6 protein-coding genes and 4 pseudogenes are annotated in these 13601 nt (G+C 56.9%); 7 read left to right on the top strand and 3 right to left on the bottom strand.

Features of this window, described 5'->3' with window-relative positions:
* Window positions 1–798 precede the first annotated feature (798 nt).
* On the top strand, window positions 799–1365 hold the full coding sequence (locus tag OZX57_RS05690; protein ID WP_277161763.1) for a hypothetical protein: 567 nt from the start codon (window positions 799–801) through the stop codon (window positions 1363–1365).
* A gap of 72 nt (window positions 1366–1437) precedes the next feature.
* On the opposite strand, the pseudogene OZX57_RS05685 reads toward OZX57_RS05690, so the two are convergent.
* Window positions 1438–4186, bottom strand: a pseudogene (locus OZX57_RS05685) (DNA topoisomerase IV subunit A).
* 170 nt (window positions 4187–4356) lie between these two features.
* Between OZX57_RS05685 and OZX57_RS05680 the strand changes: the two are divergent.
* Window positions 4357–5552: pseudogene (locus tag OZX57_RS05680) on the top strand (nucleotide pyrophosphatase/phosphodiesterase family protein).
* A 139-nt stretch (window positions 5553–5691) separates the two neighbouring features.
* Here the strand turns inward: OZX57_RS05680 and sepH are convergent.
* On the bottom strand, window positions 5692–6969 hold the full coding sequence (gene sepH / locus OZX57_RS05675) for a septation protein SepH (RefSeq protein WP_277161762.1): 1278 nt from the start codon (window positions 6967–6969) through the stop codon (window positions 5692–5694).
* A gap of 174 nt (window positions 6970–7143) precedes the next feature.
* Here sepH and OZX57_RS05670 point away from each other — a divergent pair.
* From OZX57_RS05670 to OZX57_RS05660, 3 genes and pseudogenes are all read left to right on the top strand, one after another.
* Window positions 7144–7433: pseudogene (locus OZX57_RS05670) on the top strand (DUF4193 domain-containing protein).
* Window positions 7433–7911 (top strand): annotated as a pseudogene (gene dut, locus OZX57_RS05665) (dUTP diphosphatase). Before OZX57_RS05670 ends, dut begins: the two co-directional pseudogenes overlap by 1 nt.
* Window positions 7912–7968: 57 nt before the next feature.
* Entirely contained in the window at window positions 7969–10293 is a 2325-nt protein-coding gene (locus OZX57_RS05660) for a bifunctional (p)ppGpp synthetase/guanosine-3',5'-bis(diphosphate) 3'-pyrophosphohydrolase (RefSeq protein WP_277162954.1), read from the top strand.
* A gap of 220 nt (window positions 10294–10513) precedes the next feature.
* Here the strand turns inward: OZX57_RS05660 and OZX57_RS05655 are convergent, their stop codons facing one another.
* The gene (locus tag OZX57_RS05655; RefSeq protein ID WP_277161761.1) at window positions 10514–11053 is read right to left on the bottom strand and encodes a peptidylprolyl isomerase; all 540 of its coding nucleotides are present in this window, start codon (window positions 11051–11053) and stop codon (window positions 10514–10516) included.
* A 194-nt stretch (window positions 11054–11247) separates the two neighbouring features.
* Here OZX57_RS05655 and OZX57_RS05650 point away from each other — a divergent pair, with 194 nt between their 5' ends.
* Window positions 11248–12264 (top strand): MetQ/NlpA family ABC transporter substrate-binding protein, encoded by a 1017-nt coding sequence (locus OZX57_RS05650; protein WP_277161760.1) that lies wholly within the window; start codon window positions 11248–11250, stop codon window positions 12262–12264.
* A 94-nt stretch (window positions 12265–12358) separates the two neighbouring features.
* Complete coding sequence (locus tag OZX57_RS05645; protein ID WP_277161759.1) at window positions 12359–13546, top strand: methionine ABC transporter ATP-binding protein; 1188 nt, start codon at window positions 12359–12361, stop codon at window positions 13544–13546.
* Window positions 13547–13601 lie beyond the last annotated feature (55 nt).

Below are 13601 nucleotides of genomic sequence, written 5' to 3'. Positions count from 1 at the left end.
CGAGCAGTTGGAAGGCATGCCATTACCTGCCGCGATGTGGGAATCATCGGTATTCCCGGCCAGAGTGCCTGACTTCAATGCAGCCATGCTCGACGAGTTGCTCTCGGCGGGAGAGGTTATTTGGGTGGGCTCCAAAGACCAAAGCGGCACTACCGGCCCAGAATCGTCGATGAAGCCAGGCAAAATCGCGTTCTATCTTGCTGATTCGCCTCTGTTGAGCAGGGTCGATGAAAATAGCGATTCTACAGGTAATCACATTATGGCCGCGCTGAGTTTAGGCGGTTCCTATCGTGCGGAACAACTGAAACAGCAATGGCAACTTTATGGTGGCGACAAACCGCAGGAGGTCGTGGATTCGCTGACCGGTGAGGTACGGCTGTCGTCTGCCGGTGACACCGGCTTTGAACGAGCTGTATGGTCGTTGGTGTGGCGAGGACGGGTCACCAACTCATCGTTCGCTCCGGTTCGCGCCTTACTGCAGAGCGGAAGCAATGCTCAAGCGTCTCGTCGTTCGTATACAAAAGCGTCACTGAGCCGTCATCGGCTATATGGGCGGCCTCGGGTTGAGCGACGTCCACAATTGCCGGGCACGTTGGCCGGTTTGTGGTCTGCTGTGCCACAATTCCAAGAGGTTGGACCGGAACAGCGTGCCATCGCACAGGTTGAAACGCTGCTTAACCGTTATGGCATCATTGCACCGCCTTTGATGGATATGGATCCGGGAAACCTGAGTTTTTCGGATATCTATCCGGTACTGAAACGAATGGAAGCCGTAGGTACGTTGGTCCGGGGATGTTTGTGAAGGGTCTGTCGGCGGTCCAATTTGCTGAGCGTGAGACCATCGATCAGCTACGTCAATGGCGTACACAGGACGCCCCATTCGCGGTGGCGCTCGATGCTGCAGATCCAGCCAGTCTTGCCGGTGGTGCCGTCACATGGCCTTCCTTGAATACGCTCGCTGATACCGCCAATGGCGGAGATGATTCCGTCGACTCCAGCCAAGAGCATCAAGAGCATGGATTGGCGGCAGGGTCCAATAGGCGCAGAAAATCAGCGCAGCCTATGCGCAAGACTGGTTCCGTGGTCGTCTTTATTGAAGGCAAACCCATACTGTATGCCATGGTGTCCAGCCATCATCTGGTCTGTTTCGAAGCCACGGATTTTGAATTGCAACGTGCTGTTACCCAACTGGCCGATATCTTGCGTGCACAATACCAATCAGGTCACCAGCCGGGGAGCAGGCATGGCAGCGCCACCTTCCGTGACGTAAACGGGGAGCCGTTGACGGCTTTGAACCGTTACACTCAGCTTTTGCGTGCCGCCGGTTTCATATCGTCACCGCAAGGCATGAAACTTTACCGGTAGCCGATTTTGGGCAGCACAAAACGGACGGAATCGATTAGCCATCGTTCCGTCCGTTTTGTGCTCTGTCTTGCTTTATGCCACATATTCAATCGGCGCAGGCAGGTCTACGCCCGATGCGTCGCGGCGCATGTCCGGCTTGGGCAGCTCGACGGGCTGGCCGCCGGATGTGCTGGCGTAGAGAGGATAGGTGCCGATGGCCGCGCAGGTCAGGATGTTCTGGCCCTTGAGGAAGCGCTGCGAACGTACGCCGCCGGTGCCGCGTCCCTTGGTCGGGTACATCTCCAGCGGGGTCACCTTGGCTGCTCCGGTTTCGGTGCCGGGCAGGGCCGCGTCATCGCCAGCGACGGTGAGCACGACGGCTCCTGATGCCGAATACAGGCCGTTCTCGCCTTCGTCGTAAGTCCATGCGATCTTGCCGGCCGGAACGACGTTGAAGGCTACGACGTGCTGCCCTTCGGCAAGCCTGATACCGTTCATGCCACCTGCGGTGCGGCCTTGCGGACGCACGACATTCGCTTCGAACGTCAGAAGCGAGGAATCCGAGGAGATGAAGACGATGCGGTCGTCGTCAGCTGCGGGCGCGGCGAATACGACCGTGTCCCCGTCTTTCAAGTCGATGACCGGCCAGGAGTCCATAGTGCTGGGCGATTCGCGGTTCCAGCGCTTGACAATGCCGTTACGCGTTCCGATGGCTAGCGGAATGGTGGTGGTATCAGCGTTGGAGGCGTTGGCTTCGCCTGAATCAGCGGATTCGGACTTCCCGGAAACGTCGCTCATCGCAATTGCTGCCACGACATGTTCGCCGGGAACCGGTTCGGTGCTGGTGGTCATGCCGAGCAGCTCATCGGCGTTCACGCCGCCGGAAACGTTCAGATTCTCGCTTGCCTGAAGCAACGGCAGATCGGCGACATGGGCCAAGACCAAGCGCCCCGCGGAAGTGATGAGTCCATAGCTGGAAAGTGTGGTACTGGCGAAGATGGAAATGATCTGGTCATCGTGCGCACGATTTCCGTTCGCTTCACGCGTCTGCCAAAGGTCGACGGCGCTCGGCGAAGTGCGCGCGATGAGTCCAGTGGCGCTCAACATCACGGCGCAGGGCTCATCATCCAGTCGCAATGCTGCGGCTGCTTCTTCGACATTGCCGGCCTTCTTGGCTTTCTTCGCAGCTTCGACGTCCTGCGCGGCCTGTGAAACGGTGTTCTCCACGCGGATGGCGGCCAAGGCGGAGGAATCCGGATTGGCATTTGCAGCGTCATCGGCTGAAGAGCTGGAGGAAGCCAACGAACGCACCGGCGTCAGGCTGCCGTCCTCATGGCGTTCCAGCAGCACCGTGCGTCGCGGGTCGCCCCACTTTTCCACGGCCTCGTCCATTTCGGAGACGATGACCTCGTCAAGCCGTTCGCGCGAAGCGAGGATTTCATTGAGTCCGTCAATCTGCTTCTTCAAATCGTCTTGCTCGGCCTCGAGCTCGATACGGCTCATCTTGGTGAGTCGACGCAGTCGCAGGTCGAGAATGTATTGTGCTTGGATTTCGTCGAGGTCAAAGACGGCAATCAACCGTGTCTTGGCGGCATCGGCGTTGTCCGAAGTGCGAATGACCTGGATGACCTCGTCGATGTCGACCATGGCCAGCAGCATGCCTTTCGACCAAGTGCAACCGTTCCTGCGCCTTGCGCAGGCGGTATTCGCTGCGACGGTGGATGACGTTGCGTCGGTGCTCCACCCAGACTTCGAGCATTTCCTTGAGGCCCATGGTGTGCGGCCGGCCATGCACGAGCGCCACGTTGTTCATGGCGAAGTTGTCTTCCAGCGGTGTGTACTTGAAGAGCTGGGCAAGTACGGCATTGGGGTCGAACCCGGTTTTGATTTCGATGACGATGCGCGTGCCGTTGTGCCTGTCCGTCAGGTCGATTGCCCCGGAAACGCCTTCGATGTGATGGTTCTTCACGCCCTCCGAAATGCGTTCGAGCACGTGCTCAGGCCCGACCATGAACGGAAGCTCAGTGACCACGATGGCCTTTTTGCGTGCGGTCACGTTTTCGATGTGCGTGGCCGAGCGTGTGGTCAGTGTGCCTCGTCCGGACTCGTAGGCCTCTCGGATGCCGTCGCGGCCGATGATGATGCCGCCGCCCGGCCAATCCGGCCCCGGTACATAGTCCATCAGCTGGTCCAATGTGGCATCTGGATGCTTCATCAGGTATTTCGCCGCAGCCACCACTTCGCCGAGGTTGTGCGTGGCCATATTGGTGGCCATGCCCACCGCGATGCCGGAAGCGCCGTTGACCAGAAGGTTCGGAATAGCGGCCGGCAGCACGTCCGGTTCCTTCAACTTGTTGTCGTAGTTGGGGGAGAAGTCGACCGTATCTTCATCGATATCAGCGTTCATACCCAGCGCCGCGGGGCCGAGCCTTGCCTCGGTGTAACGCGAAGCTGCCGGGCCGTCGTCGAGCGAGCCGAAATTGCCGTGTCCGTCCACCAGTGGCAGACGCATCGCGAACGGCTGTGCGAGGCGCACCATCGCCTCATAGATTGAGGAATCGCCGTGGGGGTGGAGCTTGCCCATCACCTCGCCGACGGCTCGTGCGGATTTCATGTACGGCTTGTCGGGGGTGAGGTTCATCTGGCCCATCTGGTAGATGATGCGCCGCTGCACCGGCTTGAGGCCGTCTCGCGCGTCAGGCAGAGCTCGCGCATAGATCACCGAATAGGCGTATTCGAGGAAGGACTTGCTCATTTCCTCGTCGAGCGGCGTTTCGACGATGTTCTCCTTAACCGTGTGCGGGTCATAGGAAGGTTTGGCCGTTTTGCGACGTTGAGCCATACTGAAAAGCACTCCTCTTCACGAAAAAACAATCCGTCTCATCATATCCGTTGCCCTCGTCGAGGTTGTGGATCCTGTTGTACTGCGCGCATGATGATGCGTGGATGCGTGTATGGATGGATGATTGTTTACGAGCATGGCTTTTCGGCGTGCGGTGATTCAATGGAAATATGAGTGTTGAAGTCGAACCGATGAATGAACTGCTGAAATTCCGCAAAATCGATGCGTATAGCAGCTCCCGTCACATTTCCGGGGTTCTTCCCGCTTTGAGCGACGCCATCGGCCATCCGATGCCGACTTCCGTTCATCCCGACCCGGAGGCCACAAGATTGGCATTGGGCTTTCCAAAAGCCGATTCGGCGATCGTCGTTCTGGTGGATGGCTTGGGTTTCTGGAATCTCGCCATGCGTGCCGGCCATGCGCCGTACCTGCGTGGTCTGATGAACAAGGAATGTAATGCAAAACCGATTGCGACCTGCATGCCCAGCACCACACCGATTGTCATGGGATCCTTCGGCACCGGCACCTGCCCTGGCATGACTGGCATGACCGGTTTCACTCAACGCAACCAAGAGACTGGTGAATTGGGGCAGCTCATCAGTTTCGCCGGCGCTCCCGATCCAAAGGAGCTTCAGCAGCAACCTACGATTTTTGAGCGTCTTGTCGAGGCCGGTGTGCGTGTGACCAGTGTCGGTTTGCCGAAATTTGCTCATTCGGCCCTGACTCGCGCCGCCTTGCGGGGACCGGAATATCAAGGCTCACGGCATGAGGAGCTTCGTGTGCGTGCCGCCCTCAAGGCTGCCGCCAAGCCGGGATTGACATTTTACTATATCGATGACGTTGATAAAGCCGGGCACCATTACAGTCCGTTTGGCGAGGAATGGGCCACGGCGCTGGAAAACACAGACGAACAGTTGCAGACGTTGAGACGCGGGTTGAAACCCGGCACCCTGATGGTGATTGTCGCGGATCACGGCATGGTCGAGGTCGATTTCGACCATCAGATTGATATTGCGAACAACGAGAATCTGACACGCGATGTCGCCTTAGTAGGGGAGAACCTCGTATGACGATGCTGTATGCCGAACCGAAAACGGATATCGGGGCGATAGCGGCACGTTGGCGAGAAGAATTGGGAGACAAGGCGACAATCTTCACTCGTAACGAGGCGATTGAACACGGTCTCTACGGCAAGGTCGAAGCTCGAGTCAGGCCGTTGATCGGTGACGTGATTGTTTGCGCCAAAGGCAACGCCACGATTGTGGATTCGCGCACTCAGAGTGAGAGTTCGCTGGGGCTCAAAGGTGTTCATGGATCATTGACACGTCTGGAGCGCGAGATTCCGTGCCTCATCGATGTGACCTGAGCGGCTTTTTGATATGACGCCATAGCGGTGTCTTTTATCTAGAGCTATCTAGAACTACAGCAATATATTGAGCCAATAAATAATCTGTTCGTAGCTTATAGCCAACAATCAGCTACGACTGAGAAGCTGGCTTTTGGACTCACTCTCCGAACAGGATTTCGTCCCAGCTCGGCACAGCCGAACGGCCCGACTTGCGCTTGCCCTGTTTGTGTTCCTTCTGGTCGGTCGCGTTTTTCTGTGCAGATGCGCCGGATGGAATGTTGGATGATGTGTCCGAAACCGTTTGAGAACTGTCATTTCCTGTTGTTTGGGCAGAAGCGTTGGATGTATTGAAAGGCTTCGGTTGCTCGGCAGGTGTGCGATTGGGCAATGGCAACGAAAAAGCATCGACAGGTGCCGTTGTTGGCTTGGTGGCGTTGGAAATCTGCTTATTGGCAGAAGTCGTGGTCTGTGCCGTTGCCGACGGACTCGGCATAGAGGGTGCGGCGGATGTCGTATTGCGATTCTCGTGCAGTGCCTGACTTGTCTGATTTTCCGCATTTACCGAGGTCGCAGTGGTCGCATTGCCTTCTGGCTGCACGCGTTGAGATTGCTCTTGCATCGAAGCCACTGTGTTGGCGATGCGAGCCGAGCGCACCGAGTCACCCGGCAATTGCCGATTACCGCCAAGTTCCGTGACTGCCGCCTGTTCGACGCCGTTCGCAGGCTGATTTGATAGGGCTGGCGCTTGTTGAGGTTGCCTGTTCTGGGCTGCTGGTTGGCCGGCCTCGCCGTTTTCTGCAGAGGTGGTCTGGGACTCAGTCTTACCGTTTGCGGCAGCTGATTGATTCGCATTTCCCTCGCCTAAGAGGATTTGTGCCACGGCGTTCTGGCATTCCACGGTGTTGTCGTGCATGTTCCAGGTCCATTCGGCGCGCACACGATTGCGCTGGGTGCTGAATGTGGCCGTGATTCGCCAAGGTTCGCGCCCTCGGCGTGTCGCGCCCCAGGTCACCGATTCCATGCCGATGCGAGCTGCCGCCAACGTGCGCGCGATGAGTTCCTCGACGGAATGCACCTTGCTGCCTTTCGGCGCCGAGACCGAAAGAAACTGTTCGATGGCGTACTGTTTTTCGGTCTCGACGGCAGCGGAAAAACGTCGTACTAGTGCCTGGCTCAGTCCGTATTTCTCTGCGACTTTATCGGGCTGTGCTCCGGCGCGAATAAGCGCTTGAATGCTTGAAATTGGAAGGGTTTGGGCAAGACCCGGATTCTCGGGTTCTCTGACTTCGCTTAAGATCTGGCGTGCCTCGAGTATGGCGTGTTCCAGCGTGTCATCCACCGGCACACGGAACTCGAGTCCCCGTGCGCGGAACACCAGCTCGCCGTCCTCATCGACATGGTCGAACTGTGCCTCCTGAACTGAACTCACTGGCATACAAGCACCACTTTCCTCAACAATAAAACCCCGAGAAATTTATTTTATTCCATTATGTCCCCCGTGTCGTACTTTACGAATTGGCTAAATCGTGTATCCTTTAGCCCGTAAAACACTTTTTGTCAGATATAGACATCTTGGCAAACGCCGTGAACCGATAAGAAAGGACGACACATGGCCCAGGATTATGATTCCCCCGCAACAAGGATGAAGACGAGGAATCGCTGCAGGCGCTGAGCAAAAGCAACAGGGATTCGGCGGAAGACATCGACGATGACGAAAATGCCATTGCCGAGGATTACGAGCTGCCTGGTGCTGATCTGAGCAATGAGGACTCTTCCGTGACCGTCATTCCTATGCAGGGCGACGAGTTCATCTGCTCGGAGTGCTTCCTCGTCAAGCATCGCAGCCAGCTTGACCACATGGGCGCCGACGGCCCGGTATGCAAGGAGTGTGCCGCCTGATGGCCTACGCCGAAAGCTACAACGAACCGGAAAACGTCGAGGTGCTGCTCAAGGCCGACGCGGACGGCAACGTTCTGCGTTGCGTTATGCCCATGCAGGCGATGCCGGTGCCGATTTGGTCACCACCGAAGATGTCGAGCTCAAGCCGTTTGAACGCGCCTTGGTGCCGACGGGCGTCTCCATCGCGTTGCCCAATGGTTATGTCGGTCTTGTCCACCCGCGTTCCGGTCTGGCAATCAAGATGGGTGTGACGGTGCTGAACGCGCCCGGCACCATTGATGCCGGCTATCGTGGTGAGATTAAGGTGCCGCTGATCAATCTTGACCCGGAACAGACCGTGGTGCTTCACGCCGGAGACCGCATTGCGCAGTTGGTTATTCAGCGCTACGTCGAGGCGAAGTTCGTTCCTGCGGCGACCCTTCCGGGCAGCGATCGGGCCGAACGTGGATTCGGTTCTACTGGAATGGCGAGCAAGTAGCGTCAGACCGTCTTCCAATCAGATAGAATGAAGACAGCGACGATGATGGGAGCGGACATGGTCGATACGGTTTCAGACAACAATTCAGCAAGGGTGCTGGGCTGCGAGATTAGCACCGACCCTCTCGACCCTCTGCAACCCATCGTGCGCGCCTGCCGTGCACACCATCCAGATGCCGATATGAGCATCCTCGAGCGTGCCTACCGCAGGGCAGTCTGGCAGCATCGCAACCAGCGCCGTCGTTCCGGCGAGCCTTATATCATCCATCCTTTGGCCGTAGCCCAGATTCTGGCCGACCTCGGCATGGGCACATTGGTGGTTGCCGCCGGCCTTTTGCATGACACCGTAGAGGATACCGATTACACGCTCGACCAGTGCCGTGAGGAATTCGGCGATACTGTCGCCGGCCTGGTCGACGGGGTCACCAAGCTGACCCGCATGGAGGTCGGCGATTCGGCGCAGGCCGAAACCATCCGCAAGATGGTGGTCGCCATGAGCCGCGACGTGCGTGTGCTTGTCGTCAAATTGGCCGATCGTCTGCACAACGCGCGTACCTGGCGCTATGTCAAGCCTTCCAACGCCCAGCGCAAGGCCCGTGAAACCCTTGATGTCTACGCGCCTTTGGCCAACAGGCTCGGCATGAACGCCATCAAGACCGAGCTCGAGGAACTGAGCTTCAAGGTTCTTTACCCGAAGATCTACAACGAGATCGTCGTGCTCGTCAATCGTCGTGCTGGCCAGCGCGATGTCTACCTCAAGCAGATCGTCAGCGAGATCAACGAAGACCTCGACGACGACCACATCAAAGCGACTGTCACGGGGCGGCCGAAGGACTATTTCTCGATCTATCAGAAGATGATTGTGCGCGGCCACGATTTCTCCAATATCTACGATTTGGTCGGTGTGCGCATCATCGTCAACACCATCCAGGACTGCTACGCGGCGCTTGGTGCTGTCCATGCTCGCTGGAGCCCGATTCCCGGCAGGTTCAAGGACTACATCGCCATGCCGAAGATGAACATGTACCAGAGCCTGCACACCACGGTCGTTGGCCCTGGCGGCAAGCCGGTCGAGATTCAGATTCGTACTTGGGAAATGCATCGGCGCAGTGAATTCGGCATCGCCGCGCACTGGAAATACAAGGAAAACGGACAGGCCGGACGCAGGCTGAGCGAACCGGACAAGGGCGATCGCAAGCGCGAAAGCGAAGAGAACCAGGACTTGAGTGAGGCCGACAACCTCAAATGGATTCAGCAGCTGGCCGATTGGACCAGCGAGACCCCGGATTCCGACGAATTCTTGGGATCGTTGAAAGAGGATTTGGGCAGCGCCGAAGTCTACGTCTTCACGCCGAAAGGCAAGATCATCTCGCTGCCGGCCCATGCCACGCCTATCGATTTCGCGTACGCCGTGCATACCGAAGTCGGCCACCGCACCATGGGTGCTCGCGTCAACGGCCGTCTCGTTCCTCTCGACACGGTGCTCGAAAGTGGCGACACCGTCGAGATTCTGACTTCCAAATCCGAGACTGCCGGCCCCTCGCGCGATTGGCTGAGTTTCGTCAAAAGCCCGAAGGCTCGCAACAAGATTCGCCAGTGGTTCAGCAAGGAACGCCGCAGCGAGGCCATCGACGAAGGTCGAGACGAACTCACCCGTGCCATGCGCAAGCGCAATCTGCCGGTCTCGAATCTGCTGACTCCACAGGCGCTGATTGGTGTGGCCGACGAGCTCAATTTCGACAACGCCGATGCCGTGTTCGCCGCCATTGGTGACGGCCAGATCTCCACGCAGAACGTCATTTCACGTCTGGTCAAGGACGCCGGGCAGGACGAGGTCGAAGAGGATGTCGAGCAGGAAGCGTTGCCGCTCAAGCACGCCGAACGCCGCCGCGATACCAACAAACTCGGCATTTCGGTCAAGGGTGTGGAAGGCGTGTGGGTCAAACTCGCCCGATGCTGCACGCCGGTTCCCGGCGACAAGATTGTCGGTTTCATCACCAAGAACGAGGGTGTTTCCGTGCATCGCGCCGATTGCCAGAACATGCTGAATCTCGAGAAGCAGCAGCCAGATCGCGTGGTTGAGGTCGCTTGGACCAGTGCCAAGGGCCTGTTCATGGTCAAGATTCAGGTGGAGGCGCTCGATCGGCCGCATCTACTGACTGATGTCACCCAAGTGCTTTCCGATCACGGCGTCAATATCATTAATGCCGCTGTCGCCACCGGCTCGGACCGTGTCGCCACCAGCCAGTTCTCCTTTGAAATGGCCGATCCGCAGCATATGAACACGCTGCTGAGCGCCGTTCGCAAGATCGATGGCGTCTTCGATGTCTATCGGCTCACGGGAGCGAAGGATTCCGCCGTCCCGCATATGCGCAAGATGTAAGGTTCATGCCGACTGAGGGAGAACATCGAAGATGCGGACGACAATCAAAATAAACAGGCCAAAACCGTAATTTTCATCGAAGGTTTACTCGAAGCTGTGATGAAAATCGGCAAAATAGAGTTGGATGCTGATTCTGGCGCATGTTGAGTTGAAATATGCGAAGTCCCCGCCATTCTGATTGCGAATGGCGGGGACTTCGTGCGTTTGATGCGTCTGTTGGTTACTTCACGACTTCAACGGAGACGATGCCGGCTGGTTCCTGCGGCATGTCGTTGCCGTCGGTGGGCAGGTTCTGGAGGCGATCGACCACGGACTTGCTCGCGTCGTCAGCGACCTCGCCGAAAATGGTGTGATGGCCGTTGAGCCATGGGGTCGGCACGGTGGTGATGAAGAACTGCGAACCGTTGGTGCCGTGGATTTGGCCGTCACGCCCGCGACGAACACCGGCGTTGGCCATGGCGAGCTTGAAGGGCTCGTCGAATTTCAGGTCATCGACGATCTCATCGTCGAAGTCATAGCCAGGGCCGCCGGTGCCGTTGCCCAGTGGGCAGCCGCCTTGGATCATGAAATCTTTGATGATGCGGTGGAAGGTCAGGCCGTCATAGAAGGGATCGTGCGATTTCTCACCGGTCTCGGGATTGGTCCATTCCTTGTCGCCAGTGGCCAGCCCGAGGAAATTCTTCACGGTTTCTGGAGCTTTGTCATCGAAGAGGTTCAGAGCGATGTCGCCCTCAGTGGTATGCATGATTACATTTGTCATGAGGTTCATTTTCCCACCGTGTTAGGACGAGCCGCTGTCTTACGTAATATGGCATTACGCTGTGTAATGCTGAGTTTTAACCGTTATTGCACGGGTTATAACGAATGTCGATAGGCTTTTCTGGGTTCTGCGTTGTGTCATAGGCGAAAGCTCAGGTATGGTGACCACAGGCACCTATCGAAATGAGGCAAAATATGTCATCATCCAACAACCAACATCTTGACGATCGCACACCCGAAGAGGACGCATTGTCTGCCGACGATTTCCAGAGCCCGCAGGAGCCGGTCAGGGTCAATCACACGGTCCGCAACGTCATCATCGCGGCCGTGGTCGTGGTGCTTGTCGTGGTGTTGGCTTTCTTCGGTTATCGTGGATTCGCAGGCAACAAGGCAGCGGCCACCAAAGGCAGCGAGTCCAATCCCATCAAAATCGGCGTGGTGGGTGTTATCAGCCCTGAGTGGCCGATTTTCAAGGAAGAGGCGCAGAAGCAGGGAATTTACGTGAAGCTGGTGGATTTCCAGGACTACACTTCCGAAAACCCGGCTCTCGATTCCAACGACCTTGATTTGAATGAGTTCCAGCACATCCTCTACCTTGCAGATTACAACGTGAAGAACCACAAGGATTTACAGCCTATTGGTGGTGTTGCAGTCTACCCGTTGGGCATCTATTCCAGTAAATATAGGGATGTCAAAGATATTCCGGCCGGCACCACGGTTCCCGTTCCCAATGACGAAACCAACCAGGCTCGTGCGCTCGGTGTGCTCAAATCCGCTGGGCTCATCCAACTCCATCATCCATGGACGGCATTCACCACCCCGGCCGACATCGACACCGCCGCCTCAAAAGTGAAAGTGCTGCCGCTGAAGGCCGAGCAGGTCGCCAATTCTCTGAAGGATCCGCAGGTCTCCGCAGGCGTCATCAACAATGATTATGTCAAGGATGCGGGGCTTAAGGCCAGTGACGCCATTTATCATGACAGCGCCGAAAGCAAAGAGGCGAGGCCTTATATCAACATTTTCGCGGCGAGAAAGGCCGATGCCAGCAATCCTACATATCTGAAACTGGTCAAGATTTTCCATTCCAAGAAGGTTTCTGAGGGCATCATGAAGAAATCCGATAACAGTGCCTCGCTGGCTGGTGAATACAGCGCCAAGCAGCTGCAAGGCTTCCTGCAGGATGTCGAGCAGGATGCCAAGGCCAAAGACTGATACGTACGTTTGAGCATTCGGTTTGATTGGCGACAGATGGAATCTGTCGCCAATCGTTGCCGTATGACACAAAAGAATGTGAGGATTGAGGAATATGAGCGAGGCAATCATCGAACTCGACCATGTGGTCAAGGAATTCAGGTCAAAGGACAGCAAACAACCGATGCGGGCGGTTGATGATGTGTCGCTTACCATCAATAAAGGCGACGTCTTCGGTATTATCGGCTATTCCGGTGCCGGCAAATCGACCATGGTGCGCATGATCAACGCCTTGGAGCGGCCGACTTCCGGTTCCGTGCGCGTTTTGGGTCAGGACATCACTTCCTTGAACGAATCGGGTCTGCGTCCTCTGCGTCGCAAGATTGGCATGATTTTTCAACAGTTCAACCTGTTTTCCACCAAAACCGTGGCGCAGAACATCGCCTATCCGCTGGTCCTTGACCATTGGCGCAAGGATTACCAGGAGCGCCGTGTAAACCAGCTTTTGAAATTCGTCGGTCTTGAGGAACACGCGAATAAATACCCTTCACAGCTATCTGGCGGGCAAAAGCAGCGTGTGGGCATCGCCCGGGCGTTGGCCACGAATCCTGAAATCCTGCTGGCCGATGAGGCCACGAGCGCTCTCGATCCTGAGACTACAGGGGAGGTGCTCGACCTGCTGCAACAGATTAACCGTCAGCTGGGCGTCACCATCGTGCTGATTACTCATCAGATGAACGTCGTGCAGCAAATCGCCAATCGGATTGCTGTGATGAGCGATGGCCGTGTGGTCGAACGCGGGGACGCCTACAGTGTCTTCGCCGCACCGAAGCAAGAAATCACCAAACGTTTCATAGCCACGGCCATTTCTGGCATTCCCGGCTCGGAACGTGTCGTCGATATGCACCGGCAGTGGCCCGGACGCCTCGTCACCGTGCTCATTCGGCAGAAGGACGCGCAAAACGAGTTGGACGATTCGATCGTACCGTCTTCTGGACAGAACATTTCGGGGCTCATCTCCAAATATGGCGTCGCCACGAATCTGGTTTATGGCGGCATCGATACCGTCACCGGCTACGCCATCGGCGCGATGACCTACGAATTGGCAGGGGAAGCGTCGCTCATCGATGCTTTCCTCGACGAATTGTCGCGTGACAGCGATGTGTTCGATTTCGGTACGGCGCAGGCCCCGGTGGAGTATGACACGGCAGTTTCCGCACCCCTTGGAGGGCCGAAGACGCGTCCGGTGCACAGTGCTGATGATGACGGTTCTGATGGCGACGAGAAAGAGGAGCGATCTTGATGAATACCTTTAACTTGGCCGGCTCATCGGCCATAACAACCACGGGAACCGTGAC

The organism is Bifidobacterium sp. ESL0682 (assembly GCF_029392815.1).
In the GTDB taxonomy this organism is placed as follows: Bacteria; Actinomycetota; Actinomycetes; order Actinomycetales; family Bifidobacteriaceae; genus Bifidobacterium.
Note: the sequence above shows the minus strand (reverse complement) of the source record. Positions and strands in the feature narration are given on the sequence as shown.